This is a genomic window from Fibrobacter sp., from assembly GCA_024398965.1.
Taxonomy (GTDB): domain Bacteria; phylum Fibrobacterota; class Fibrobacteria; order Fibrobacterales; family Fibrobacteraceae; genus Fibrobacter.
Map to the genome: position 1 here is coordinate 19,390 of JAKSIF010000011.1, position 25,106 is coordinate 44,495.

Below are 25,106 nucleotides of genomic sequence, written 5' to 3' on the forward strand. Positions count from 1 at the left end.
CAACCCATCGAAAAAGAGTCTTTCTATGGAAACTTACATTTTTCAGCATGTAGAATACGAAGGCCCGGGAGCAATCCTCCCCTACCTGGAAGCCAAGGGCCACAAGGTTCACCTGATTCGCCTTTACGCAGGCGACAAGATTCCCCACGAAGATGAAATTGAGTTCGCCATTTTGATGGGCGGCCCCATGAGTGTCCTGGACGAAACTGAACATCCCTATTTCGTACGCGAAAAGGAACTCTGCCGCGACATGGTGCAACTGGGCAAGCCTCTTCTCGGCATTTGCCTGGGAGCCCAGATGATTGCAAGCGCATTTGGCGCCGCCATCAAGAAAAATCCCGAAAAGGAGATTGGCTGGTTTCCTGTAAGTTTTGACGCTAGCGTCGAAGGCGGCAACAAGGTTTTGGACCTGCCCAAGAAACTGCAGGCTTTCCATTGGCACGGCGAAACCTTCGACATCCCCGAAGCGGCAACATCTTTCGCCAGCAGTGAAGCCTGCAAGAATCAGGCATTCAAGCTGGGCAGTGCCATCGCCTTGCAGTTCCATGTTGAAGTCACCGATGATTCCATGGAAAGCATGTTGAAGAACGGTGCCGAAGAAATTGAAGCCTGCGCAGGTTGCAAGTTTGTACAGAACGCAGCTGAAATCAAAAAGGCCAGCGCAGCAAACATGGACAAGGCAAACAAGGCCTTGGTCAAGATTCTTGATTTTGTGTTAAAGAAGTAGCGAGTTCCCCACGGAGGATTCATGAGCGAAATCTTCAAGGTAGTGAGCAAGCTGCGCAACAGCAAGATGTGCATGATCTGCGGTCTTGACAACGAATACGGTGTTCGAGCACCCTTCTACAACATGGAAGACGGCAGCGTCATGACATTGTTCCAGTATCGCGAGCAGCACCAGAGCTACCCCGGTCGCGTTCACGGCGGACTCATTACCGCCATGCTGGACGAAATGGGACTCCGCGCCGTGTGGGCCAAGGAAGGTGGCAACGAGGATATCTGGGGTGTTACCATGTCCCTGGAAACCAAGTACCGCAAGCCTGTTCCCTACAACACACCCATTATCGGCAAGGGCGTTATCACCAAGTTCAGTTCCCGATTCTTTGTGACCCACGCCAGCATTCTTGATTTGGATGGAAACGTCCTAGCCGATGGCGACATCAACTACCTGCACCTGGACCCTAAGGTAATTGCCAGCGGTGCCGTGATGCACGAAGAAATGCCTTACCTCATCGAAGACGGTGTAAAAGAGATTTCCATCGGGTAAGACATTCCTCCAAATCAGCAGGCTAGCATAGATAACGACAATGGCCTGTTATTATTAAAAAGTATAAGCGGGCAAGCCCCGCTTTTTTTATATTAGGGGTCGAAAAAACGTTTTAATACCGCGTCGCTAGAAACAATTCAAGCCGTTTAGATTAAGCCCGCGGGCCAAGGAGTTTTTATGTCTTTCGTACAAGAATTGAAGAGCAAGATTCTTAATGAAGATTACGTTACCACCCGCGAAGACGCAATCAAGTTGCTGGACGCTGATTTGGACGAACTGACCAGTGCAGCAAACGAAATTCGCGAAAAACTCCACGGAAAGAATTTTGATTTTTGTTCCATCATCAACGGCCGCAGTGGTCGCTGCTCCGAAAACTGCAAATACTGCGCGCAGTCCAGCTACTACCACACCGGCGCTCCGGAATACAAGCTACTGAGCGTCGAGGAAATCTTGGCAGATGCCAAGAAGCGTGAAGCTGCAGGCATTCCCCGCTACTCCATCGTAACTTCTGGCCGTACCTTGACCAAGAATGATGTGGAACAGATTTCTGAAACCATTCGCCGCATCAAGAAGGAAACCAAGCTTTCCGTCTGCTTGAGTAGCGGACTTTTGAATCGAGAACAGTTTGACCAGCTAAAGGCTGCGGGTCTTACCCGTTTCCACAATAACCTGGAAACCTACCGCCGTCACTTCCCCGACGTTTGCACCACCCACACTTACGACGACAAGATCGGAGTCTTGCAGAACGCACTGGCCGCAGGTCTTGAAATTTGCAGCGGCGGCATTATGGGCCTTGGCGAAACTATGGAAGACCGCATCGACATGTGCCTCGACCTTCGCGAACTTGGCGTAAAGTCCACCCCCATCAACGTATTGAACGCCATTCCGGGAACTCCCTTCGAAAATCTGCCTAAGGTGACCAACGATGAATTCTGCCGTATCGTTGCCATCTACCGCTTTATCAATCCCAAGGCATACCTGCGTTTGGCAGGTGGCCGCGGCGTTCTGGGTGACGACGGCGAACGCGCATTCAAGAGCGGTGCAAACGCAACCATTACCGACGACATGCTGACCACCTCCGGCGTCAAGAGCGCCAAGGACTTTGAACTGGTCCGCAAGCTGGGCTTTGAACCCCACGGCTTTATTGAAGACTAATTTTTTGGAGCTGTTTTTAGGAGTCGCGATATGTCCAGCAAAAGTCTCGCCGAAAATTTGGCATTTGATGCAGAACATCTGTGGCACCCTTACGCAGCGTTAAAGAATACGCCTGCACGTTTTTTGGCAAAATCTGCACAAGGCACCCGCATTGAAACCGCAGATGGATTGAATCTGATTGATGCTGTTTCCAGCTGGTGGTGCGTAGCACACGGTCACAACTGCCCAGAAATTACAGAAGCCATCCGCAAGCAAAGCGAAAAGCTGAGCCACGTGATGTTCGGCGGATTCACTCACGAACCCGCCATTGAACTGGGCGAAAAGTTGGTGAAATTCCTACCCAAGGGTTTGAACAAGATTTTCTATGCAGACTCCGGAAGCATTGCCGTGGAATGCGCAGCCAAGATGGCGGTGCAGTACCAATATGCGTTGGGAAAGCCCGAGCGCTGCAAGCTGGTCGCTTTAAAGGGCGGCTACCATGGTGACACCGCAGGTGCAATGGCCCTAAGCGACCCCGACGGAATGCACACACTGTTCCGCGGAATCATGCCCCACCACTACTTTGCGGAACGCCCCAACTGTCGCGCCGACGAACCTTGGAATGACGCAGACTTCGCCTCCATGGAAGCAGTGGTCAATGAACACGAAAAGGAAATTGCAGCTGTCATTTGCGAACCCGTCTTTCAGGGCGGCAACGGCATGTGGCTTTACAATGCCGGCTACCTAAAGAGGCTGCGCAAGCTGTGCGACGAAAAAGGCATTCTGCTGATCTTCGATGAAATCGCCACAGGCTTTTACCGCACCGGCCCCCGCTTCGGGATGGAACACGCCTGGTCCGCAGGCAGTTCCACCAACGCCTATGGAGACTGCGCCGACGTCCTGCCGGACATCATGACCATCGGCAAGGCTCTTACCGGCGGCCACATCACCATGGCGGCCTGCGTCGCATCAGAAATGGTGGCAGACACAATTACCAACAGCAAGATTTCCGCCTTCATGCACGGTCCCACCTACATGGCAAACCCGCTGGCCTGTGCCGCAGGCATCGCAAGCCTGAACCTATTTGAAAGCCGAGACTACCAAGCCCGCGTAAAGCAAATCGAAAACCGCCTCCGCGCAAACCTGGAACCTCTCCGCAATCTGGAAAACGCCGCAGACGTCCGCGTGCTGGGCGCCATCGGCTGCCTAGAACTGAAGGCTATCCCCACTAGCGACGACATTCTCCGTGTGATTCGCGAAACCGGCGTGTGGCTCCGTCCCTTCTGCAACTACGTCTATACTATGCCGCCCCTCATTACAAGCGACAATGAAATTGACCAAATTTGCGAAGCCATCAAGATGATAGGCCAGTGCGAACCAGGCCCCGTCAGCGATGACGAATTCCACGAATAAATAGACCCGTTACATCAATAATTACTACCTTATTAGCATTATGAGTGACAACTGCCTTTTCTGTAAAATTGCCAAGGGAGAAATCCCTTCCAAGAAAATCTACGAAGACGATGATGTCTTCGCATTCTATGACATTGCCCCCCAGGCTCCGGTTCACTTCCTGGTGATCCCGAAGAAGCACATCTCCAGCCTCATGGAAATGCAGGCCGAAGACTGCGAACTGGTCGGTAAGCTTTTGTTCCACGCCCAGCGCATTGCAAAGGAACTGGGCCTCGAAGAATCTGGTGCCCGTTTCGTTTTCAACGCCAAGGAAGACGCAGGCCAGACCGTATTCCACATCCACCTTCATGTGGTTGGCGGCCAGAAACTGGGCTGGCCTCCGTTCCCTCCCACAAAGTAGGCCGATTCCAGGCAACCCATGATAAAGTCACGAGCCATTGTTCTGCACAGATTCCCGTATAGCGATTCCAGCTGGATCGTCAAGACGCTGACAGAAGAAACCGGCATCGAGTCTTTTATCCTCAAGGGAGCCAAGCGTAAGGAATCCCCCTTCAGGGGAGCCTTGGATCCGCTGTCCCTCAGCGAAGTGGTCTTCAGGCAGAATCCGCAAAAGGCCGATGGAAACGGACTTCAGTTTGTCAAGGAGGCAACCCTCGTCAGCTGGCGTGGAAACCTCCGGAACAACCTCATGAGTCAAGCCATCGCACAGGTCATGACCGAGATCATCATGCGATACGCCCCCCAGGGCGTTCCCCTGCAAGATGAGTTCAACCTGCTGAACAACGCCCTGGAGGAACTGGATACACCAACCGCAGGCGGCGAGCCCCTCCCGGATATATTCGCCAGGTTCCTGCTGGATATAAGCGACCTGTGGGGCTATCATCTTGACTTGGGAACCTGCAGCCGATGCGAGCGGGAACTTACCGAACCCGCCGGGGACTTCCATCCGGAAACTATGGGCCTGATATGCAAGGGTTGTCTCGGGTGCGACACGCCTCGCGCAAAGCCACAGACTCTGGCCGGCCTCTGGATGCTCCATCATCGTCAGGGTGCAGCCCTAACAGACCAGCGGCAATTTGTGGAGAACGCCCTCCTGGCCTACCTCAGGAACCACATGGGCTTTTTAAAAGAACTTAATTCGTTGCAATGGCTACAGGAGATAAGAAAGCTATGCTCACCGCAAATGACATAAAGCAAAAAAAGATCCGGGGCGAAAAGGTATCCATGATTACCGCCTATGATTTCGCCTTTGCCCAAATGGCAGAAGCCGCCGGTGTAGACCAGATTCTCGTAGGAGACAGCCTGGCCAACACCATGCTTGGATACAAGAGCACTCGCGAAGTCGGCATGAACGAAATGCTCATCTTTACTGCAGCTGTATGTCGCGGTGCCCCTAATACCCACGTGGTGGCCGACATGCCCTACCAAAGCTACGACACCCCCGCCCAGGCTCTGGAAAACGCAAAGCGATTCCTTGACGTAGGCGCCACTTCCGTCAAGCTGGAAGGCATCATCCCAGGCGTATACGAAATCCTCCGCGAAAACGGCATCGAGATTTGCGCCCATCACGGACTTCTGCCCCAGACCGCAGAAAACTTCAAGCAAAAAGGTCAGACCGACAAAGAAGCCAAAGCCATTCTGGAAGCAAGTCTTCTGGCCGACAAGGCCGGCTGCTTTGAAATCGTGCTGGAACATATCCCCGAAGCCCTTGGAACTTCCATTACCCAGCAGGTAAAGGCGGTCACCATCGGAATTGGCGGAGGCAAGTTCACCGATGGCCAGGTTCTTGTGATGCACGACGCCCTAGGCATGCATAACCGTAAGATTCCGCCTTTTGCAACCAAGTTTGCCGACCTGTACAGCGCCGGCGTAGAAGGCATGCGCCAATACGTCAACCACGTCAATGGGAAATAGCCCGAAGTAGTACAAACTATCCAAACCATCTTCTCGTAAGCTACTTTACAAAACACTCCTTTTTTATTACATATTCCTTAACATCATAAACGTGTTAAGGATTTTTTTATGAAAATCGGAATGTACGGGATAAAGTTGGTTTCCGCAGGACTTCTTTCGCTCCTGTTTTGCACAAACGCCCTGGCAGAAAGCAAGAATACGGGCATTCGAGTCGGTGGACACGCCGCCATTGGCTACAACACTGTATGGGGTGTAGACGAACAGCTTTCCATATCCAAGCTGGAGCAAACCGAAGTTACAACCAAGACTGTAACCAGCACCTACCTGGACGGCATCAACAATTTGTCGGACATCGGTTTCAATGCAGGCCTTGCAGTGCTGTTCCCCTTCACCGAATCTATCGGTCTCAGCGCTGATTTGCTTTTCGCCTACCGTAGCTACTCTGCCGACCTGACCCTGGTTTCTTCCAAGAAGACCTTCATGAGGGATCTGGTAAACGACAAGTGGAATAAGATGGACCTTGTTGAAGACAGACAGCCTCTTGGTGAAGCCTCCATTACCCAGATTAACATCGATGTTCCCCTGATGTGCCGCTACACCTTGCCCGAAAACGGCTTTGCTGAAATCGGACCGCAGCTGACCTTTAACGTAAGTACCTCAACAGACGGATCTCTCAACGAAGAAGCCAACGGTTTTGTGATGGGGCTCACCATCGGTGGCGGTTATCCTATTGAACTTGGTTCCGGAACCTTGGAAATTGACGTTCATGTTCTGTTCGGCTTCATGGCAATCCAGAGCAACAACGACTTTGAACCCCGTAACATGAGCTTCAATGTAGGCGCCACCTACTGGTTCATCTAGAACAGCACGAACAAAAATTCCTGTTGCAGAAGCTTGTTACAGATAAACTAAACAAATACACATAAACGTCTTCTTAAAAGTTTGTATGCTAAATACAAACTTTTTTTATTTTTTTTGAAAAAAGGTGTTGATTATTTGTGAAATAAAGGTTATTTTTATGTACATCTAATTCACAATCAATCACCATAAGGAAGAATAAAATGGCTGAAAAGAAAGTTGCTAAGAAGACTGCCGCTAAGCCGGCTGCTAAGAAGGTTGTAGCTAAGGCTGCTGCTAAGCCCGCTGCAAAGAAGGCTGCCCCCAAGGCTGCTGCTAAGAAGGCTGCTCCGAAGGCTGCTGCTAAGCCCGCTGCAAAGAAGGCCGCCCCCAAGGCTGCTGCTAAGCCGGTTGCTAAGAAGGCTGCTCCGAAGGCTGCTGCTAAGCCGGTCGCTAAGAAGGCTGCTCCGAAGGCTGCTGCTAAGCCGGTTGCTAAGAAGGCTGCTCCGAAGGCTGCTGCTAAGAAGGCCGCTCCGAAGGCTGCCGCCAAGCCGGTTGCTAAGAAGGCTGCTCCGAAGGCTGCTGCCAAGAAGGCTCCCGCTAAGAAGGCTCCTGCTAAGAAGAAGTAATTCTCTCTCTCAACAAAAAAGCTTAACCAACGCTTACTCCTTTGTTGGGCAGAGTCCGCACCTGCGGACTCTGTTTTTTTATCTTTAGGTCATGATTTCCGAAAAAGATCTTGCAGAACTTGAAAACGTTCCCTTTGAAGAACGTATTACCCGCGTCGAAAAACTCCTGGAAGGAAAGTCAGAGCCCCGCGCCTTTGAGCTGGGACTGCTTTTGGCACTCAAGATGGGGCAGGAACTCCGCGAGGGTAAGGAACTGGGCAGCACCTCCGGCGACCTGGTGGCCAGCTGGGTTGGTAGATACCCCGACTCCATCGTCGAAGAAGCCATCGTTTCCGCCAAGGAATTCCTAACCAATCCCGCCAAGCTCGCCGAAAAGATCAAGGCAGGCGTCATCAAGAAGGCCGCCGAAGCCAAGGTCGCCGAGAAGTCCGAAGAAAACAAGGAAGACAGCGAGGCCTAACATGGAAAACAAGCTCCAGGCCACCGTTGATATCGGAAGCCACAGCTGCATCCTGCTGATTGCCGCCTTCGAAGACGCCCCCGCAGTCGAAACCGCCGGGGAGCAACAAGAACAAGCGGTTCCCCGCAAGGTTCTAGTCCCCAAGCTCCAGAAGGTAGAAGTCTGCCGTCTGGGAGAGGACATCTACGAGACAGGCGCCATCAGTGAAGCCCGCATTCAGGAACTGACCCGTATCATGACCAAGTTCCGCATGGACCTTCACGCCCTCGGCGCAGACCTTAAGGCCGCCGCCATGACAGAAGCCATGCGCAAGGCCAGCAATCCCGACGAAGTCATCGAGGCTGTGGAAAAGGCCCTCTGGGTCAAGCCCCGTGTTATCTCCGGCGAGGAAGAAGGCAAGCTTACCTTCCGCTCCGTACGCGAATGGCACGGCTCCGACATCGTTACAGTAGACATCGGTGGCGGTTCCACGGAACTATCCAATGGGGAAACCACATTCTCCATTCCCGTAGGCGCCCTCAAGATGTTCAAGGAAATGGGCCCCATTCCCGGCCCTGAATACAAGAAGTTTGTCAAGGAAACCTTCAAGGAAGTTAGCTTCAAGGGCATGACCAAGAAGCAGGTCTACCTGATTGGCGGTACAGCAACCGCTCTCGCCATGGTCTACCTGAACAAGGCCCAGTTCGACTACAAGGCCATCGAAGGCCTGGAACTGACCATCAACGACCTCGACGCCGTCACTACCCGAATTTCAAACCTGTCCAGGGAACTGCGAGCCATGCTTCCCGGCCTGGAAAACGGCCGACACGACGTCATCATCTGCGGTCTTTACTGGCTCAAGTCCCTACTTGAAAAACTCCGCGTCGAAAGTTTCAAGATCAGCACCGCCGGACTCAGATTCGGACTGCTGTACCCGCCCGAGGCAGAACCCGAACCCAAGCCAAAGGCCAAGCGCATTCCACCCTGGATGAAGAAAGCGGAAAGCGAAGAGGGAAAAGATGAAAAATGAAAAATGAAAGATGAAAAATGAAAGATGAAAAATCCTTCATTATTCATTGTTAATTATTCATTGTTAATTGATAAAGTTCCAGCTGTGAAGTTGCAAGGAAGATAAAATGAGAATCAATAAATTCATTTCTTTATGCGGTATCGCAAGCCGCCGTGGCGCAGACGCCCTGATTGAAGACGGACGAGTCATGGTCAATGGCGAAGTCATCAGCGACCTCGGTCACCAGGTTGACGAAGAAAAGGACCAGGTGGTCATTGACGGAAAGGCTGTACGCCTTCCTAGGAAGACTACTACCATCATGTTCCACAAGCCCGCCGGTTGCGTCTGCACCAAGGACGACCCCCAGGGCCGTCAGACCGTTTACGACTACCTTCCTCCGGGATATCACACCCTGAAGTACGTTGGACGACTGGACTTGCAGAGTCGCGGCCTGTTGCTTTTTACCGACGACGGCGAACTGCTTCACCGCCTAACCCACCCCAGCTTCGAGATCCCCCGCAGCTACTTCGTGTGGACGGACCGCCCCCTCAGTGAACATGCCGCACAGAAACTTGTAGATGGCGTAGACATCCGCGAAGAAGGCGCGTCCGAAGAAGAAATCGCCTTCGCTACAGACATCTATCTGGAAAACGGTTTTGCAGAACTGGTTCTCATCGAAGGCAAAAACCGCGAAATCCGCCGTATGATGCGTGCTGTCGGATACGAGATCCGCGACCTTAAGCGTGTGAGCTACTGCAGGCTCCAGCTGGGCGACCTTCCCGCCGGCGAATTCCGCGAACTGACCGCAGACGAAATGAACAAGCTTCGTCAGGCGGTTCACATATGACAAATAACGGAGCGCGAACCCTCTACATCGGGGACGTTCACGGCTGCGCCGATGAACTGGAACGTATCGTAGACGCCTTCGGTTTCGTCCGCGGTAAGGACACCCTTTACCAGACGGGAGACATCATCAATAAAGGTCCCGATATGATGCGGGCCCTTAAGTTCATCCAGGACAACGGCATCCTTACGGTACGAGGCAATCACGAAGAGCACCTGATCCGTATGATGGCAACCGACGAAAGCGAATGGACCGACAAGCAACGGGCCCGCTTCGCCCGCCTCCCTCTAGAAGCCTGGAAATACATTCTGGAAGAAGTCAAGACCTGGCCTCTCTGGCGCGATACGCCACATGCCCTGCTGGTTCACGCCGGCCTGGAGCCGGGCAAGACCCGCCTGGAGGACATGGATCCCAAGGTCATACTCTCCATCCGCTATTGGGAAGACAAACCCTGGTTCGATCAAGTCCAGTGGAACAAGACCGTAGTCTTCGGACACTGGGCCAAGATGGGTTTCGTCGATCGCAGGCCCCACTTCATCGGGCTTGACTCCGGCTGCGTCTACGGCAAGCGACTTACCGCATGGTGCCCCGAGGAAGACAAGTTCTACGAAGTCCCTGCCGCCAGGGAATACTCCCCCGTCAAGGACAAGGCAAAGACTGCCGTAGACGCCCCCTGCATGGTACCGGGAGACAAGCTTCCCGAGCAGCAGCAACCCAAGAGCTTTGCCGACATCAAGGCTGCCATCGCCAACGGCGACATTGGCGTTGCAGACGACAGCCCCGAAGCAGAGAAAATAAGAAAGGCCAGCCCCAGCATCGCTGCAGAATGGGCCGGCTATTAATTCCAAAAGTTTGCCGCTAGAAATCGCAGTTTTCTACACAGCGGTTTCTGTCAAACTTGGCCTCAAAGACCTTGAGGCCTTTGTTGTACTTACGGTAAGGTCCATGACGAAGCCCCTTGTCGAAGGTCATTTCTTCCTTTAGAAGGCCCGTCTGGTCATAAATCTTTGCAACGCCCTTCAGCAGGCCCCGTTCATAGGGCAGGCTGCGGAAAAGACTGCCATCGTCATAGTATTCCTCGGCAACTCCGTTCAGAATTCCCTGGGAATAGATTTCCTTCTTTTTCTTCTTGCCATTTTCAAAGTAGATGGTGGTAATACCTTCCTCAACATCTTCCTTGTACCCGATGGTCTGCCAGATCTTTCCGCTTTCGAAGTAGCTGCGGAAGACACCATCAAGCTTGCCGTTCTTGTAGGGAGCCTCCACCGCCACCTTTCCGTTGGGATGGTAACTGATAGCTACCCCTTCTCGGATTACGGTTCCCGCACGCACCGTATAGACTCGGGCTACAGAACCATCCGCAAAGGTCGTCCGGATCGTGTCAAGCGCGGGAGCCATACCTGTTTGGGCAAGGGAATCTCCCCCCTGGGCAAATCCAGCCACGGCAGCTAGGCAGCAACAAAGAATTAGGTGGCAAAAAATGGTTTTCATTTGCGTATAATGTAGCATAATTCCCTAGAATTATGTATTTTGCGAGAGATTATGCGTATTACTTTTTTAAACCCGCCCTTCCATCCGATGTTCAGTCGCGAGTCCCGCAGTCCATGCGTGACCAAGTCCAGTACTCTTTATTGGCCCATGTTCCTAAGCTATGCCGCCGGCACCGTTGAAGCAGACGGCAACGAAATTCAGCTTATCGACAGCCCCGCCATGGAACTGGATCTTGCACAGACCCTGGAAGGCATCAAGAAATTTGACCCCGCCCTGGTTATCTGCAGTACCAGTACTCCCAGTATTTTAAATGATCTTAAGGTTGTAAAGGCAATCAAGGAACAAATCGGCGTCAAGGTTGCCATCATGGGAACCCACGCAACCGCCGAACCCCTTGAATCCATGGAAATGGAACCGGCCCTGGACTACGTGATTATCGGCGAAGCAGACTACACCAGCCGTAACCTGGTTCGCGCCCTCCGTGGTGATGAAGGTGCCGCCCCCATCGGTCAGTTCCCGGGTCTTGCCTACCGTACTGCCGAAGGCAAGGTGGACTTCCAGCCCGAAGGCCCGAAGATCGAGAACCTGAACGAACTGCCCTGGGTAAGTAAGGTTTACCGCAAGCACCTTTACAGCTGCTACAAGAAGTATTTCTATGGCGCCAACCTGAATCCGCTGATTGTCATTCTGAGCGGTCGTGGTTGCCCCAACCACTGCAGCTACTGCGTCATTCCCCAGACCCTGAACGGTCACAAGTTCCGTATGCGCGACCCCAAGGACGTGGTGGACGAACTGCAGTACATCAAGGAAAATTTCGAGGACCTTGGCGAAGTCTTCTTCGAAGACGACACCTTTACCGCAAACCACGAACACGTTCGTGAAATCTGCAACCTGATCCTTGAACGCGGTCTCAAGATTACCTGGAGCTGCAACGCCCGTGCCGACGTTCCCCTGGAACTGCTGAAGCTGATGAAGAAGGCCGGCGGTCGCGAAATGTGCGTCGGCTTCGAAAGCGCTTCCCCCGAAGTTCTGCAGAACATCAAGAAGGGCATCAAGAATACCGACAAGGCAGTCGAGTTCACCAAGAACGCTCGCAAGGCAGGGCTCCTGGTTCACGGCTGCTTCATGGTGGGTAATCCCGGCGATACTCCCCAGACTCTCCGCATGACTCTGGACTACGCCAAGAAGCTGAACCCCAACACGGCTCAGTTCTACCCCATCATGGCCTATCCCGGCACCGAAGCTTACAAGGAGGCTCTTGAAAGCGGCGCCCTGCAGACCAAGGATTACAACCAGTGGTTGGACAAGGACGGCTTCCACCGTACTACCATCCAGCGTGGCGAACTGACCAGCCAGGCTCTGGTGGACTTCTGCGACAAGGCTCGCCGCGAGTTCTACCTGCGTCCCAGCTACATCTGGCGTCAGGGCATCATGGCCATCAAGAATCCCCGTGAACGCTACCGCGTGTTCCGTGGTTTCAATACCCTGGTCAAGCACCTGTTCCGCAAGCACGGCGAGTTGGCTCCTGTTGCAAGACAGGCCCCGACGATCAAGCCGTAGAGGAAAACCCACAGAATATAAGAAAGGGCTCGCGAAATGCGAGTCCTTTTCTTTTTAGCCCGCGATTGAAGTCGAGGGCTTTTTAATTATACAACTGCCGAGAGCTAGCTGCTACTTCGCAACAGAGGCGAAAGCCTTGGCGAGCTTGGCCATGGCTTCGTCCACTTCGGCAGCGCTGATGTTCAGCGGCGGAAGCATACGCAGCACGTTGCCCTTTGCGGAAAGCACCATGAGCTTTTCTGCGCGGGCTGCAGCCACAACGTTACCCACCGGAAGTGTATCATCCAGAGCGAGGCCAACGATAAGGCCTTCACCGCGGATTTCCTTGATGGCACTGTACTTGGCCTTGATGTCAGCCAAAGCGGTGCGAATCTGCGCGGAACGTTCTGCGACATTCTTCAGCAGGGCAGGTTCTGCAACCTGGTTCACCACAGCGAGACCTGCAGCGCAAGCGATGGGGTTACCACCGAAAGTAGTACCGTGGTCGCCGGCCTTCAGTTCATCGGCAATCTTCTGACGGAGCAGCACGCCACCCAGGGGGAGGCCGCCACCGATACCCTTGGCAAGAGTTACCAGGTCCGGCTTGAGGCCGTACTTTTCAAAGCCAAGGAAAGTTCCCAGACGGCCGCAACCAGCCTGAACTTCGTCGACGATCACCAGCACACCGAATTCCTTCTGGAGGCTGTTGATGGTTTCTACCATTTCTGCGGACAGAGTCATGACGCCGCCTTCAGCAGCCAGAGATTCCAACATGATGGCGCAGGTGTCCTTGTTGACTTCGGCCTTCAGGGCAGCGCAGTCATTCCAAGTCACATGAACGAAGTCGCCCGGCATGTTGCCGAAGCCCTGACGCAGAGCCGGCTGACCAGTTGCAGAAAGGGCGGCGAAAGTACGGCCATGGAAGCTGTTCACGAAGGTGATGATCTTCAGCCTGTTGGCTTCACCCTTGCGATCGAAGTACTTACGAGCAAACTTGATGGCACCTTCGTTAGCTTCGGTACCGGAGTTGCAGAAGAAAGCCTTGTCGAAACCAGTGATTTCCAAAAGCTTCTTGCCCAGTTCAACCTGGGGCATATTCACATAAAGGTTGGAGATGTGGTTGAAGCAATCCATCTGCTTCATCACAGCATCCTTGATAGCCTTGTTCTGATGGCCCAGGGCGTTCACGGCAATACCTGCAACGAAGTCCAGGTACTTGTCGCCCTTGGAGTCGATGAGGTAAGAGCCGACCCCCTTTACAATTTCAATGTCAGCCTTGCCATACAGCGGGGCAATGACGTTCTTATCCTGTTCTAAAAAACTCATAATAAAAACCTTCGGTTAATGAACGATGAAAAGTGAAAAATGAAAAATGCTACAATCACACCTTCGGCGTCTTCTTAAAAAGCGCGAAGCGCCACTATTATCATTGTTCATCGTTCATTGTTAATTTTTAATTATCCTAAAATCGTTCCGTAGTTCAGTTCGCCGTTGATCTGCTTCACGAAATGTTCAGCATCCTTCCAGCCCACGATGTGAATGGACTTGAGACCGCGATCGATAGACTTGAAGCTTTCGCGAACCTTGGGAATCATACCGCCGTTGATGACGCCAGTTTCAATCAGCTTTTCTGCGGCGTCATTAGTCAGTTCGGGAATGACTGTCTTGGTTTCGTCCATGACGCCCGGAACATCGCTCACCAGCACGAACTGGTCAGCCTGAAGTGCCACCGCCAGTTCGCTTGCAGCGGTGTCTGCGTTCACGTTCCAGCTGACGTTGTTGCCATTTTCGTCGGGACCAATGGAAATGGGGCTCACTACAGGAACCATACCTGCAGACCACAAGGCTTCAACAATCTTGGGATTAACCTTCTTGACTTCGCCTACCAGACCAAGATCAACCTTGCCCTGCTTCTTTTCAACTTCGAAGAGCTTTGCGTCGACACCAGAAATGCCTACTGCATCGCAGCCATTGCTTTCGAGCATGCGGACCAGTTTCTTGTTCACGTGGCCGGAGAGGGTCATCTCCACCATCTTCATAATGCCGGGTGTAGTTACTCGGAGGCCATCGATAAAAGTGGGCTGTTCTCGCAGCAGGGCGATATTTTCGTTAATGTCCTTGCCACCACCGTGTACAACGGCGACCTGGCAGCCCATAGCCGGAAGCTTGGAAACTGCTGCCACAAAATCGGCCAACTTGGCTTCGTCAATAGCCAGGCTGCCACCAATTTTTACAACCACTTTTTTCATTTTCTGTGATGTCCTCACTTGGTTATGCGAATCGCCCCTACCTAGGGCCAATCCGCTGTTATTCAGTACAAGAAAATTTAGCAAAACATTGTGCAGACTCAATGCTTTTTGTTATATTTAAAGAGTACTTTTAATTCAACCCCAAAGAGGTATACTATGGCAATTACTAAGGTTTGGCTCGACGAATCTTCCGACGAATGCGTATCCTGCGGCGCTTGCGAAGCTACTTGCGATGCAGTTTTCACCGTTCCCGAAAAGATGACTGTCAAGGAAGGCGTTGATTTCTCTGCTTACGAAAGCGAAATCAAGGACGCTGCAGACGGCTGCCCGGCAGGCGTGATCAAGTACGAGTAATCTTTTCTTGTACAGAATCTGTAAAAGATTTAAAAACCTCCCTTCATCGAAGGGAGGCTTTTTTATGCCTTGCAATGTACCTTACAAACAGCCACTCGCCCAAAAGGCTTACGCAAGCTAGCGTGCTGGATTCTTGTCCTTGGGGGGTCTGTTCATCATGCCGTAAATGGACTTGATCCACTCGGCACTTTGTGCGTAATTTTCAATATAGACTTCATCAATCAGACCGTTCCAGGTTTCGGTATCGATTTCGTTTCCACCGATACGGAAGGGTACAGGCCTATCCAATTTGTTGGGTTTGAACTCTACAGAATAAACAGTTTTTACGTCGTCGCTGTGTATCGCCACCGGCTCCCCATTTACGTACATGGTAACCATTCCTCCACGGGAAACCAGAGCCAGGAATGTCCACTGACCAACAGGAACTAAGGAAGAATCGCCAAAGTAGACTGCAGTCGGAGTCTTAGGAGAACTCTTCATCATCGCAAAGCTGCCAACCTCATTATCATAATGCCACTGGCACTTGGAAGTAGAATCACTCCAGTAGGCACGCTGGCTGAATAGAATCTGGTGCTGTCCATTGGGACCATTCCACTTCGTCCAAAGTGCAAAGGTATAATCACCGGCAGTAACGTCCATGTCGCCCATGCCAATGAATTGGCCCGGCTTCAAGGAAATCGCCTTGCCGAACAAACCTTCCACATAGTCCACATTCCAAGAGGGGGTGGAGTCATTATCAAAAACGAACTCACCACCTTCCATGCTGATAATCATGGACATGGAATCATGATGTTCCACCGGATGATCAAAATCAACACCGTACACGCCGTTGGAGAAATCCGGACTTGTCAAGAAGTCGCCGTTATCGCGGTTATGCTCCATGGGAGGAAGCTTGATGGAATGGCGGTCATCTACGGTCTTGAAATCCAGACGTGCCTGGGGCTTGTCATCCTTCACATAAACAAGGGAGATTTCGCCAGGGGGAACAGAATCGAAAGAGAAAGATCCATCGGAATCAATGGCAGCCACCTGGTCCATACCAACGATGCGCATGTAACCTGAAGAAACCCCTTCCACACGGCTTTCGAGGCGCTTGCGGGAGCCAACCTTCAGTTCATTGTTTTCCGACCAGGATGCCTTGGAAAGGCCGCAGTCTCCATTATGTTCCGCAAACAAGACCAGGTTCTGCGTACTGTCTACCATCATGGTGAATTCACCATTGTCGTTAGAGTAGGCCTCTACGGAATCCTTGGCGGAAGTTTGGTCCCAGGCATCATAGTAGGCAACCACACGGGCACTAGGAACAATGGCGCCATCAAAGCTGGTCACGACACCTGCGATTTCGGTTGTTGCCACGGAATTACCGATGTCGGTTACACCACCCGCCACATTGCCATCGGATCCGGAGTCACCGCAGCCGCACAAAACCAAAGCAAACAAGCCACTTACCGCAAATGCAAAGGAGCGCTTGCGAGCCTTCTTCAAACATGAAATCTTGTTACTCATGGTGCACCTCCGGTTCCATCTTCTTGCTCATGGGGAAAGCAACCAGCATCATCTCGTATACACGTTCCACATTCATATCATTTGCCGCCTTGGAAATAATCTTTCGGCGTGCTTCTTCAAGAATTTCCACAGCATAATTATAGGAACTCTCGCTCATGGCTAGAGTAGTAAAGGCTGCAAAACGTTCATTTTTGGGCTTAGATTCCACAGAGCCTATGGCATGCTGCATGTATTCGCGTCTAATCTGACGCAGTGCCATGGGAGGAATCTGGGTTGCGTCCAGCATCTGCGCGGTAGCCTCAAAGCGTGGACGTGCCGTACCAGGGCCCTTGCCATCCCCGGAAAGCTCTTCTGCAGGAACCTCACGAATCAAGCCCCACTCCAGCAGGTTCTTCACTGCATCGCGAGCCTCCTCAGTGGTAATCTGAGGTTCCACGGTACGGGCAAGCGTCATGTAGTCTCCGTTCCAGGAAGGGTTTACCACCAGTTCTCGAATAATCGGATAATACCACTTGCTAAAGTAAGCCTGCTCACGATGTGTCACGTGGGTAAATTCAATACGCTTGCGGATATTGACAATCTGTTCCCAGGCGCTTTCGCGTTCATCCACCTGGTGCGCCTGATTGTACTGCACCAGAGCCTCAAAGTAGGCTCGCTGAAGCGGTTCAAAGTCCATTGCCTTGGAAAGTTTTTCAATAGACTTGGGAGTCAAATTGAAACGGCCACGAATTACGTTCAGGCAGTAAGAAGAACTGCTGAAGCCGGCCTTGGCGGCGAAAAAACGATGAGAGAAGACCGCGCGCATTTTCTTCTGTTCCTCGAAATAATCCTGCAGGAACTTGCGGAAGTCGTCATAATCGTACAAGTTGTCAAGCGCTATACACATGCCTTTAAAATAAATAATTTTTACACATTTAGCAAGCATTAGCACTCATTTTATCGATACAGCTTTAAATTTTACACATAATTTTTACACATTCAGGCGTTTTTACACAAAAAAGTCCCTGGCTTGTTGCCAGGGACTTTTCATTACCTTAGAGGTCTGTTTCGTAAGGAATTTTTGCGCAGGCCACCGTAGGATTGCGTCAGGAATTAGCGCATCTTCTTGGCCAGGCCCTTAAGAAGGGCGTTCATCTTGGCCGGCTGAGCTGCGGCAGGCTTCTGCTGCTGGCTAGGTGCGCCCTTGCCTGCAATCTTTGCCTTCAGGTCGGCGATGGTCGCATGACCCTGGATAGCACCGCGATTCGGTTGGTCGTTACGGCCGCCGAAGCCACGATTACCCTGACCGCGGGGGCCACCGGCACGCTGACCACGAGGACCGTTAGCACCTGCGCCAGCAACACCATCCACCTGTTCCGTCTTCATGGAAAGGCTAATGCGCTTCTGGCCCACGTCAACGGCAACAACGCGAACCTTCACGATATCGCCCACGGTAAGAACAGTCTTTGCGTCTTCCACGAACTTGTCGCTGATTTCAGACACATGAACAAGGCCATCCTGATGAACGCCGATATCGACGAAAGCACCGAAGTTAGCCACATTGGTAACCACACCTTCCATCCAGCTACCGGTAATGAGGTCGTTGATGGTCTGGATCTTGTCGTCAAACTTTGCGTAACGGAATTCCTTACGGGGGTCGCGGCTAGGCTTCTGCAATTCGCGGAGAATATCCTGCAGAGTTTCCTTACCCACTTCCTCGCTCAGGAATTCATCAAGCTTGATGCCCTGGACTGCAGATGCATTGCCCACCATTTCCTTTACAGGTACGCCAACCTTCTCGGCCATCTTTTCGACGAGAGCATAGTTTTCGGGATGGACTGCGGAATCATCCAGCGGATTTTCTGCACCCGGAATGCGCATAAAGCCTGCGGCCTGTTCAAAGGCCTTGGGGCCGAAGCCCTTCACCTTCTTCAAGTCTTCGCGGCTACCGTAGGCGCCATTTTCTTCGCGGTACTTGACAATAGCTTCGGACAGAGTGTTGCTGAGGCCAGCCACATGGGACAGCAACGGAGCAGAAGCGCTATTCACATCCACGCCCACCTTGTTCACGCAACTTTCCACCACTTCGTCCAGACGCTTCTTCAGTTCACGCTGGTTCACATCGTGCTGGTACTGGCCCACGCCAATGGACTGGGGGTCAACCTTCACAAGTTCTGCCAGCGGGTCCTGGAGACGACGGCCGATGGAAATTGCTCCACGGGTGGTAACATCTTCTTTCGGGAATTCCTGGATGGCAATCATGCTTGCGCTGTAAACAGATGCGCCTGCTTCGGAAACGATAACGCGGGGCGGAACCTTACCCTTGAACTTGGCAGCCATCTCGGAGCAGAAGGCGTCGGTTTCGCGGCTAGCGGTACCATTACCGATTGCAATGAGGTCAATCTTATACTTGTCGATAAGACCCATGAGGTAGACTGCAGAAGCAGCCTTGTCGTTCCAGGGTTCATGGGGCTTGATAATGCCGTGGTCCATAAACTTGCCGTTTTCATCAAGCACAGCAACCTTACAACCAGTACGGAAACCCGGGTCAAGAGCAAGCACAGCCTTGTGGCCTGCAGGTGCAGCCAGCAAGACATCCTGAAGGTTCTTGCTGAACACCTTGAAGGCTTCTTCTTCGGCAGCATCCTTCAAAATCAAACGGACTTCGCTTTCCATGCTGGGAGCAAGCAGGCGATCCCAAGCGTCCTGGCACATGGCTTCAAGATAAGGAGTCCAAGTAGTCTGGCCCTTGATGACCTGAGCCTTGAGGTAACCCACCAGCTGTTCTGCGGGGACCTCAATCGACAAGCGAAGGACCTTTTCCTTTTCGCCACGGCGGAGAGCCAGCATACGATGGCTGGGAATCTTGCCCACCGGTTCGCTGAAGTCGTAGTAATCCTTGAACTTGGTTTCCTGCTTTTCAAATTCCTTGCGGACCTTGGAAATCATAACGCCCTGCTTTTCGACCTGGGCGCGGAGGTACTGACGGAATTCGGTATTGTCGGCCACTTCTTCGGCCAGGATATCGCAAGCGCCCTTAAGTGCAGCCTTGGGATCGGCCAGGCCCTTTTCTTCGGACAGGTAAATAAGAGCAATCTGTTCTGCTGTGTTTCCGGTTTCTTCCTGAGCCCACATAAGACGAGCCAAGGGTTCAAGACCAAGTTCCTTGGCAATGGTTGCGCGAGTGCGCTTCTTGGGCTTGTAGGGAGCGTAAATATCTTCAAGCAGGGTCTTATCCTTACAGGCTTCGATTTGAGCCTTCAGCTCGGGGGTAAGCTTGCCCTGTTCCTCGATGCTCTTGAGGATGGTTTCCTTACGGTCTACCAGTTCCTGCAGGTAGTCGCGGCGATGACTGATATCGCGAAGTTCAATTTCATTAAGAGTGCCGGTCTGGTCCTTACGGTAACGAGCGATAAAGGGGATGGTACCACCCTGGTCCATCAATTCCAGCGCCTTGCTAACACGCCATACTTCAAGATTCAGTTCTTCGGCAATAATTGCAGAAAAGTCCATAATTCTAATTCCAATTTTTGTTTCACCGAACAAGCCTATAGGCAGGCCCGGTTTTCAAGTTTTAGGGTCCTACAACAAGGTTGCGGCCCTGATTGACAACACACGCTACAGCCGGCAAAAATGCCACCGAGCGCACCCCACCCAAGGGTGGGTACTGAGGGAATATAACAAAATAAGATGTCACTAAAGTGTCAAAATTAAGGCTTCAAAATGAACTTTTTAGCCCGGCACACAACCCCCAAAAAGGCAAAACCCGTTAACTATTTGACAGTCAACGGATTAAGCACGAAATCGCATTTTCTGGGAAAATTATAACTCGGCGCCCTTGATGCAAGACTATAGTTCAAAGGCAAATCCAAGATCCTTCAAGAGAGGATTCTTGGTGTCCTTTTCGCTGAGGAGGGGCTCAAAGCCATTACCCACAGGCCATTCAATGCCGATTGCCGGGTCGTTCCAGAACAGGCCGCCTTCATCTGTGGGGTCGTACAGACGAGTGCACTTGTAGACGAAGGTTGCCGTTTCGCTGAGAACAACGAAGCCGTGTGCAAAGCCTTCGGGAATGTAGAACTGGCGCTTGTTTTCAGCAGAGAGCACAACGCCCTCGTACTTACCGAAGGTGGGGCTACCCTTGCGCAGGTCAACGGCTACGTCGTAGACTTCGCCTTCCAACACGCGCACCAGCTTGCCCTGGGGATTCTTCTTCTGGAAATGAAGACCGCGGAGAACGCCCTTCTTGGACTTGGATTCATTATCCTGAACAAAGACCATGTCGAGGCCTGCAGCATCGAATTCGGCCTTGTTGTAGGTTTCCATGAAGTAGCCACGATGGTCACCGTAAACGGTGGGCTCCACGATGGTTACACCTTCGATGGATGTCTTGATAAAATTGAACTTACCCATGACTACACCTTACCCTTATACATGTTCTCGTAGTACTTTTCGTAATCGCCGCTGGTGATGTTGTCCAGCCATTCCTGATTGTCCAGGTACCACTTGACGGTCTTCTCGATACCTTCTTCGAATTGCAAAGACGGTTCCCAGCCAAGTTCCTTCTGCAGCTTGGTGCTGTCGATGGCGTAGCGGGCGTCGTGGCCCAGGCGGTCGGTGACGTAGGTGATCAGGTCAAGGTCTTCGCCCTCGGCGCGGCCAAGAAGCTTATCTACAGTCTTGATCACCACCTTGATGATGTCGATGTTCTTCCATTCGTTGAAGCCGCCGATGTTGTAGGTTTCGGCAATCTTTCCGTTGTGGAAAATGACATCGATAGCGCGGGCGTGATCTTCGACGAAGAGCCAGTCACGAACGTTCTCGCCCTTGCCGTAAACCGGCAGCGGCTTCTTGTGACGGATGTTGTTGATGAACAGCGGGATCAACTTTTCCGGGAACTGGTACGGGCCGTAATTGTTACTGCAGTTGGTCACAATCGTCGGCATGCCGTAAGTATCATGGAAGGCGCGAACGAAATGGTCGGAGCCAGCCTTGGAAGCAGAGTACGGGCTATGCGGAGTGTACTTAGTAGTCTCGTAGAAGAAGTCGTCGCCATAAGCCAGGTGATGCTCGGAGCTGGAAGCGGTCGTCGTAAACGGCGGCTCGATGCCTTCGGGATGGTTCATCTTCAATGCGCCATAAACTTCGTCGGTAGAAATATGGTAAAAGCGCTTGCCTTCGTACTTTTCGGGCAAAGATTCCCAGTAGAGTTTTGCGGCTTGAAGCAGAGCCAGAGTGCCCATGACGTTGGTACGGGCGAAGGTGAACGGATCCTTGATGGAACGGTCCACATGGCTTTCGGCAGCCAGATGGATGATACCATCGATCTTTTCGTCCTGCATCAGCTTGTAGAAAGCGTCGAAGTCGCAGATGTCCATCTTCACGAACTTGTAGTTGGGCTTGCCCTCGATATCCTTGAGGTTGGCCAAGTTGCCAGCGTAGGTCAGCTTGTCCAGGTTGATGATGTTGTATTCAGGATACTTGTTCACGAACAGGCGCACAACGTGGCTTCCGATAAAGCCTGCACCACCAGTAATGACGATATTCTTCATAAAGACTCCTAGTACCTAATCTTTCCTTCGGCGACCTTGCGCAGGTGCTGACCGTAAGGGCTCTTGCCATACTTGGCGGCACTTTCCAAAAGTTTTTCCTTGCTGATCCAGCCGTTGATAAAGGCGATTTCTTCAACAGCGGAAATCTGGATACCCTGACGATTCTCCACCATCTTCACGAACTCACCCGCTTCAATCAGACTGTCCATGGTACCGGTGTCGAGCCAGGCAAAACCGCGACCCAGCAACTTCACATCAAGTTCGCCCATGTCCAGATAGGTCTTGTTCAGGTCGGTAATTTCGAGTTCGCCGCGGGCGCTAGGCTTCTGTTCCTTGGCAAACTTGCAAACGCGATTGTCGTAAAAATAGAGGCCGGTAATGGCGTAGTTGCTCTTGGGTTCCTTAGGCTTTTCTTCCACAGAAATCACCTTGCCAGCATTATCGAATTCCACAACGCCAAAACGTTCCGGATCTTCTACATAATAGCCAAACACACTGGCTCTTCCATTTTCTTCGGCATTCTTGACGGCTGCCTTAAGCAGAGGGCTAAAACCGTTGCCATAGAAAATGTTGTCGCCAAGAACCATGGCGCAGCAATCGTCACCGATGAATTCCTCGCCCAGAATGAAAGCCTGTGCCAAGCCATCGGGGCTAGGCTGCACCTTGTAGCTAAGGTTCAGGCCCATAGCGGAACCATCACCCAGCAAGCGTTCAAAGTTGGGCAAATCCGTGGGTGTGGAGATAATCAAGATGTCGCGGATACCAGCCAGCATCAAGGTGCTCAGCGGGTAGTAGATCATAGGCTTGTCGTAAACAGGCAGAAGCTGCTTACTGGTAACCATGGTCAACGGATAAAGGCGGGTGCCAGAACCACCGGCAAGTACGATACCTTTCACTTTCTGCTCCTTAATTACGTAGTCAACTTCTTGTTCACGTGAGCTTCAACCACGTTAATGACGTAGTCGCCCAAGTGTTCGCAAGCATTCACCACATCCATGTAATGCACAGACATCTGGTAGTCGTACTTCTTGTCGTTGATGTCTGCAACGTTACGTTCCTTGAGGCTCTTACGGTAGTTGTTAATTTCGTTTTCGATATTGCGAGAACGGTTATAGTCTGCACCGGGTTTGCCTTCTTCTACATCGATCATGTAGTCAAGGGCCGTATTGCACAGTTCCACCATGTGGTTGATGTGCTTGTACTGTTCCTCGGTAAAGTCATCCTTGCTGCGGAACTTGTGATTGATGGCGCGGGCCATGTTGTAGCAGGCATCGCCGATACTTTCCATTTCAGAAATTTCACGAAGCATAGACTGGATCTGGATCTTACTTTCGTTAGAAAGACGTCCTTCGCTGACCTGGTTCAGGTACTTTGCGATTTCCACTTCCATGTTATCGCTGATGCCTTCGTACTTTTCGATACGACTGAAGATCTTATTGAATTCATCTTCATCCTTGGTCGTCAAAAGATCAGGCACCATGTTGAACATCTTCTTGCAACGTTCACCAAAAAGAATGATTTCTTTGCGAGCTTCAAAAAGGGAAAGTTCTGCAGTACTAAGAATACCGCCACTAATGAACTTCAAACGGAATTCGTCATCGTCGGCCTTGTCCTTGATAATCTTGCAAATCAAGGTCTCCATGGGCTTGATGAACCAGATGAGAATCAGCACGTTGCAGACATTGAACATGGTATGGAAGCCGGCCACAGCGTAGGTAACGCCATCCTGGGCAGCCTTGACATCTTCGGGAGTGGAAGGCTTAAGGGCGGGGTCAAAGCCCACCAGGCTGCAGACCATATTGATAAAGGGATGGAACACACAAAGGACCCACACCACACCGAACATGTTGAACAGCAGGTGAGCCAGAGCTGCACGGCGTGCCTGGGTAGAAGCACTGAGTGCCACCACGTTACTGGTAACAGTGGTACCGATGTTCTCGCCCATCACAAGGGCAATGCCCTGGTAGATTTCAAGGGCGCCGCTGGAACAAAGAATCAAGGTAATAGCCATGACCGCAGCAGAGGACTGCACGCACATGGTCATGATGCCGCCAATCAAGAGGAACAGTAAAGTGCTGCCAAAGCCCCACTGACCGCAGGCCTGCACAAAGTTCTGCACCGCAGGGATATCACCCAAGTGCATGGAAGCACCGGTGGTTCGCAGCGTAGTAATAGCGAACAGCATGAATGCCAAGCCGAACAGAAATTCACTGAAGCTCTTGGTACCGTTCTTCTTGGAGTAGCTCATGATGATACCCAGTACAAAGCAAGGGTACACCAGGTAGAGCATGTCGAACTTGAAACCCAACACCATAATCCAACCGGATATGGTGGTACCGATGTTGGCACCCATAATAACAGAAATAGCCTGCTTCAAAGTAAGCAGGCCAGCATTAACGAAGCTCACGGTGAGCACGGTAGTTGCAGTAGAAGACTGGATGGTCGCAGTAACAGCCGTACCGGTGGCCACACCCATTACGCGGTGTTTAGTCATGGTACCAAGCATTACGCGAAGGCCGTTACCGGTAAGTTTTTGAAGACCTTCGGACATGGTCTTCATACCAAACATCAAAAGTGCAAGACACCCAAGAAGGGTGAGCACAGCAAGTTTCATGTCCACAGCGGGCATAGTATTTCCTTTTTCTGGCAAAACATGCGCGACATCTTATGAATTGGAGAGTTGTCGCGTCGGCCAGCGTTTGCGCCGCTATCGGATCATCATCACTGCTTTTCAGCTAGTCCGAGCTCACGGCGTAGTTGTTAATCGATCAATGTACCGCCAAATATAGAAAAAGGCGAATAAAGCACAAGAGCTTGCTCTTGTATTTTTGAGCCGCACTATATGCGCTTGAAAAGCGCCATATAGAAATTGGGTAAAAACTCCGTAAAGGGGGAAGTAAAGAATGAGAAACAAAAGTGACCCGCCTAGCGGGTAGTTTTCTTTAGATCA

25 protein-coding genes are annotated in these 25,106 nt (G+C 51.8%); 15 read left to right on the top strand and 10 right to left on the bottom strand.

All coding sequences use genetic code 11. The features are described from left to right. The first annotated feature begins 25 nt into the window (after positions 1-25). The 13 genes from MJZ26_06405 (at position 26) to MJZ26_06465 (ending at position 10,328) form a co-directional block, all read left to right on the top strand. Positions 26-727 (top strand): type 1 glutamine amidotransferase, encoded by a 702-nt coding sequence (locus MJZ26_06405; protein MCQ2105405.1) that lies wholly within the window; start codon positions 26-28, stop codon positions 725-727. Between the two features lie 21 nt (positions 728-748). Then, on the top strand, positions 749-1,267 hold the full coding sequence (locus tag MJZ26_06410; protein ID MCQ2105406.1) for a PaaI family thioesterase: 519 nt from the start codon (positions 749-751) through the stop codon (positions 1,265-1,267). 177 nt (positions 1,268-1,444) lie between these two features. Continuing rightward, entirely contained in the window at positions 1,445-2,422 is a 978-nt protein-coding gene (gene bioB / locus MJZ26_06415) for a biotin synthase BioB (GenBank protein MCQ2105407.1), read from the top strand. A gap of 30 nt (positions 2,423-2,452) precedes the next feature. Further along, positions 2,453-3,814: an adenosylmethionine--8-amino-7-oxononanoate transaminase gene (gene bioA / locus MJZ26_06420; GenBank protein ID MCQ2105408.1), complete on the top strand. Its 1,362-nt coding sequence runs from the start codon at positions 2,453-2,455 to the stop codon at positions 3,812-3,814. A 40-nt stretch (positions 3,815-3,854) separates the two neighbouring features. Then, entirely contained in the window at positions 3,855-4,214 is a 360-nt protein-coding gene (locus MJZ26_06425) for a histidine triad nucleotide-binding protein (GenBank protein MCQ2105409.1), read from the top strand. Positions 4,215-4,232: 18 nt separating this feature from the next. Beyond that, complete coding sequence (recO, locus tag MJZ26_06430) at positions 4,233-5,006, top strand: DNA repair protein RecO (GenBank protein ID MCQ2105410.1); 774 nt, start codon at positions 4,233-4,235, stop codon at positions 5,004-5,006. After that, complete coding sequence (panB, locus tag MJZ26_06435) at positions 4,985-5,728, top strand: 3-methyl-2-oxobutanoate hydroxymethyltransferase (GenBank protein ID MCQ2105411.1); 744 nt, start codon at positions 4,985-4,987, stop codon at positions 5,726-5,728. Before recO ends, panB begins: the two co-directional genes overlap by 22 nt. A 108-nt stretch (positions 5,729-5,836) precedes the next feature. Beyond that, positions 5,837-6,589: a PorT family protein gene (locus MJZ26_06440; GenBank protein MCQ2105412.1), complete on the top strand. Its 753-nt coding sequence runs from the start codon at positions 5,837-5,839 to the stop codon at positions 6,587-6,589. Positions 6,590-6,789: 200 nt separating this feature from the next. Then, positions 6,790-7,194, top strand: a complete 405-nt coding sequence (locus MJZ26_06445) for a hypothetical protein (protein ID MCQ2105413.1) — start codon at positions 6,790-6,792, stop codon at positions 7,192-7,194. A 91-nt stretch (positions 7,195-7,285) separates the two neighbouring features. Continuing rightward, complete coding sequence (locus MJZ26_06450; protein ID MCQ2105414.1) at positions 7,286-7,654, top strand: hypothetical protein; 369 nt, start codon at positions 7,286-7,288, stop codon at positions 7,652-7,654. Position 7,655: 1 nt separating this feature from the next. Beyond that, positions 7,656-8,663 (top strand): phosphatase, encoded by a 1,008-nt coding sequence (locus tag MJZ26_06455; GenBank protein ID MCQ2105415.1) that lies wholly within the window; start codon positions 7,656-7,658, stop codon positions 8,661-8,663. Between the two features lie 106 nt (positions 8,664-8,769). After that, complete coding sequence (locus MJZ26_06460) at positions 8,770-9,489, top strand: rRNA pseudouridine synthase (GenBank protein MCQ2105416.1); 720 nt, start codon at positions 8,770-8,772, stop codon at positions 9,487-9,489. Further along, positions 9,486-10,328: a metallophosphoesterase gene (locus MJZ26_06465; GenBank protein MCQ2105417.1), complete on the top strand. Its 843-nt coding sequence runs from the start codon at positions 9,486-9,488 to the stop codon at positions 10,326-10,328. Before MJZ26_06460 ends, MJZ26_06465 begins: the two co-directional genes overlap by 4 nt. 16 nt (positions 10,329-10,344) lie before the next feature. Here MJZ26_06465 and MJZ26_06470 read toward each other — a convergent pair whose 3' ends face one another. Then, positions 10,345-10,884, bottom strand: coding sequence for a toxin-antitoxin system YwqK family antitoxin (locus MJZ26_06470; GenBank protein MCQ2105418.1), 540 nt, complete (start codon positions 10,882-10,884; stop codon positions 10,345-10,347). 144 nt (positions 10,885-11,028) lie between these two features. Between MJZ26_06470 and MJZ26_06475 the strand changes: the two genes are divergently transcribed. Continuing rightward, positions 11,029-12,537 (top strand): B12-binding domain-containing radical SAM protein, encoded by a 1,509-nt coding sequence (locus MJZ26_06475; GenBank protein MCQ2105419.1) that lies wholly within the window; start codon positions 11,029-11,031, stop codon positions 12,535-12,537. 111 nt (positions 12,538-12,648) lie between these two features. Here MJZ26_06475 and MJZ26_06480 read toward each other — a convergent pair whose 3' ends face one another. Beyond that, positions 12,649-13,842, bottom strand: a complete 1,194-nt coding sequence (locus tag MJZ26_06480) for an acetylornithine/succinylornithine family transaminase (GenBank protein ID MCQ2105420.1) — start codon at positions 13,840-13,842, stop codon at positions 12,649-12,651. Positions 13,843-13,973: 131 nt separating this feature from the next. After that, the gene (gene argB / locus MJZ26_06485) at positions 13,974-14,765 is read right to left on the bottom strand and encodes an acetylglutamate kinase (protein MCQ2105421.1); all 792 of its coding nucleotides are present in this window, start codon (positions 14,763-14,765) and stop codon (positions 13,974-13,976) included. A gap of 156 nt (positions 14,766-14,921) precedes the next feature. Here argB and MJZ26_06490 point away from each other — a divergent pair, with 156 nt between their 5' ends. Next, the gene (locus MJZ26_06490; GenBank protein ID MCQ2105422.1) at positions 14,922-15,119 is read left to right on the top strand and encodes a ferredoxin; all 198 of its coding nucleotides are present in this window, start codon (positions 14,922-14,924) and stop codon (positions 15,117-15,119) included. 117 nt (positions 15,120-15,236) lie between these two features. Here MJZ26_06490 and MJZ26_06495 read toward each other — a convergent pair whose 3' ends face one another. The 7 genes from MJZ26_06495 to MJZ26_06525 all read right to left on the bottom strand — a co-directional run bounded on the left by MJZ26_06495 (position 15,237) and on the right by MJZ26_06525 (position 24,785). Then, on the bottom strand, positions 15,237-16,625 hold the full coding sequence (locus MJZ26_06495; protein MCQ2105423.1) for a LamG domain-containing protein: 1,389 nt from the start codon (positions 16,623-16,625) through the stop codon (positions 15,237-15,239). Continuing rightward, a complete protein-coding gene (locus MJZ26_06500) occupies positions 16,618-17,511 on the bottom strand; it encodes a TIGR02147 family protein (protein ID MCQ2105424.1) in 894 nt (297 codons plus the stop codon). The genes MJZ26_06495 and MJZ26_06500 overlap by 8 nt, the downstream gene beginning before the upstream one ends. A gap of 206 nt (positions 17,512-17,717) precedes the next feature. Beyond that, on the bottom strand, positions 17,718-20,117 hold the full coding sequence (locus MJZ26_06505; GenBank protein ID MCQ2105425.1) for an RNA-binding transcriptional accessory protein: 2,400 nt from the start codon (positions 20,115-20,117) through the stop codon (positions 17,718-17,720). Between the two features lie 336 nt (positions 20,118-20,453). Then, a complete protein-coding gene (gene rfbC / locus MJZ26_06510) occupies positions 20,454-21,017 on the bottom strand; it encodes a dTDP-4-dehydrorhamnose 3,5-epimerase (GenBank protein MCQ2105426.1) in 564 nt (187 codons plus the stop codon). Positions 21,018-21,019: 2 nt separating this feature from the next. Beyond that, the gene (locus MJZ26_06515) at positions 21,020-22,156 is read right to left on the bottom strand and encodes a dTDP-glucose 4,6-dehydratase (GenBank protein ID MCQ2105427.1); all 1,137 of its coding nucleotides are present in this window, start codon (positions 22,154-22,156) and stop codon (positions 21,020-21,022) included. Between the two features lie 8 nt (positions 22,157-22,164). Continuing rightward, on the bottom strand, positions 22,165-23,052 hold the full coding sequence (rfbA, locus tag MJZ26_06520; GenBank protein ID MCQ2105428.1) for a glucose-1-phosphate thymidylyltransferase RfbA: 888 nt from the start codon (positions 23,050-23,052) through the stop codon (positions 22,165-22,167). A gap of 14 nt (positions 23,053-23,066) precedes the next feature. After that, a complete protein-coding gene (locus tag MJZ26_06525) occupies positions 23,067-24,785 on the bottom strand; it encodes a Na/Pi cotransporter family protein (protein ID MCQ2105429.1) in 1,719 nt (572 codons plus the stop codon). Positions 24,786-25,106: the final 321 nt, after the last annotated feature.

What these genes read in the sequence shown, in the direction of transcription:
- MJZ26_06465 (MCQ2105417.1), top strand. Translation starts at nt 9,486, where the DNA reads ATGACAAATAACGGAGCGCGAACCCTCTACATCGGGGACGTTCACGGC.
- MJZ26_06500 (MCQ2105424.1), bottom strand. Translation starts at nt 17,511, where the DNA reads ATGTGTATAGCGCTTGACAACTTGTACGATTATGACGACTTCCGCAAG.
- MJZ26_06445 (MCQ2105413.1), top strand. Translation starts at nt 6,790, where the DNA reads ATGGCTGAAAAGAAAGTTGCTAAGAAGACTGCCGCTAAGCCGGCTGCT.
- MJZ26_06495 (MCQ2105423.1), bottom strand. Translation starts at nt 16,625, where the DNA reads ATGAGTAACAAGATTTCATGTTTGAAGAAGGCTCGCAAGCGCTCCTTT.
- MJZ26_06410 (MCQ2105406.1), top strand. Translation starts at nt 749, where the DNA reads ATGAGCGAAATCTTCAAGGTAGTGAGCAAGCTGCGCAACAGCAAGATG.
- bioB (MCQ2105407.1), top strand. Translation starts at nt 1,445, where the DNA reads ATGTCTTTCGTACAAGAATTGAAGAGCAAGATTCTTAATGAAGATTAC.
- MJZ26_06525 (MCQ2105429.1), bottom strand. Translation starts at nt 24,785, where the DNA reads ATGCCCGCTGTGGACATGAAACTTGCTGTGCTCACCCTTCTTGGGTGT.
- rfbC (MCQ2105426.1), bottom strand. Translation starts at nt 21,017, where the DNA reads ATGGGTAAGTTCAATTTTATCAAGACATCCATCGAAGGTGTAACCATC.
- MJZ26_06490 (MCQ2105422.1), top strand. Translation starts at nt 14,922, where the DNA reads ATGGCAATTACTAAGGTTTGGCTCGACGAATCTTCCGACGAATGCGTA.
- MJZ26_06475 (MCQ2105419.1), top strand. Translation starts at nt 11,029, where the DNA reads ATGCGTATTACTTTTTTAAACCCGCCCTTCCATCCGATGTTCAGTCGC.
- MJZ26_06480 (MCQ2105420.1), bottom strand. Translation starts at nt 13,842, where the DNA reads ATGAGTTTTTTAGAACAGGATAAGAACGTCATTGCCCCGCTGTATGGC.
- argB (MCQ2105421.1), bottom strand. Translation starts at nt 14,765, where the DNA reads ATGAAAAAAGTGGTTGTAAAAATTGGTGGCAGCCTGGCTATTGACGAA.
- recO (MCQ2105410.1), top strand. Translation starts at nt 4,233, where the DNA reads ATGATAAAGTCACGAGCCATTGTTCTGCACAGATTCCCGTATAGCGAT.
- panB (MCQ2105411.1), top strand. Translation starts at nt 4,985, where the DNA reads ATGCTCACCGCAAATGACATAAAGCAAAAAAAGATCCGGGGCGAAAAG.
- MJZ26_06405 (MCQ2105405.1), top strand. Translation starts at nt 26, where the DNA reads ATGGAAACTTACATTTTTCAGCATGTAGAATACGAAGGCCCGGGAGCA.
- MJZ26_06455 (MCQ2105415.1), top strand. Translation starts at nt 7,656, where the DNA reads ATGGAAAACAAGCTCCAGGCCACCGTTGATATCGGAAGCCACAGCTGC.
- MJZ26_06440 (MCQ2105412.1), top strand. Translation starts at nt 5,837, where the DNA reads ATGAAAATCGGAATGTACGGGATAAAGTTGGTTTCCGCAGGACTTCTT.
- MJZ26_06425 (MCQ2105409.1), top strand. Translation starts at nt 3,855, where the DNA reads ATGAGTGACAACTGCCTTTTCTGTAAAATTGCCAAGGGAGAAATCCCT.
- MJZ26_06460 (MCQ2105416.1), top strand. Translation starts at nt 8,770, where the DNA reads ATGAGAATCAATAAATTCATTTCTTTATGCGGTATCGCAAGCCGCCGT.
- MJZ26_06505 (MCQ2105425.1), bottom strand. Translation starts at nt 20,117, where the DNA reads ATGGACTTTTCTGCAATTATTGCCGAAGAACTGAATCTTGAAGTATGG.
- MJZ26_06470 (MCQ2105418.1), bottom strand. Translation starts at nt 10,884, where the DNA reads ATGGCTCCCGCGCTTGACACGATCCGGACGACCTTTGCGGATGGTTCT.
- MJZ26_06515 (MCQ2105427.1), bottom strand. Translation starts at nt 22,156, where the DNA reads ATGAAGAATATCGTCATTACTGGTGGTGCAGGCTTTATCGGAAGCCAC.
- bioA (MCQ2105408.1), top strand. Translation starts at nt 2,453, where the DNA reads ATGTCCAGCAAAAGTCTCGCCGAAAATTTGGCATTTGATGCAGAACAT.
- MJZ26_06450 (MCQ2105414.1), top strand. Translation starts at nt 7,286, where the DNA reads ATGATTTCCGAAAAAGATCTTGCAGAACTTGAAAACGTTCCCTTTGAA.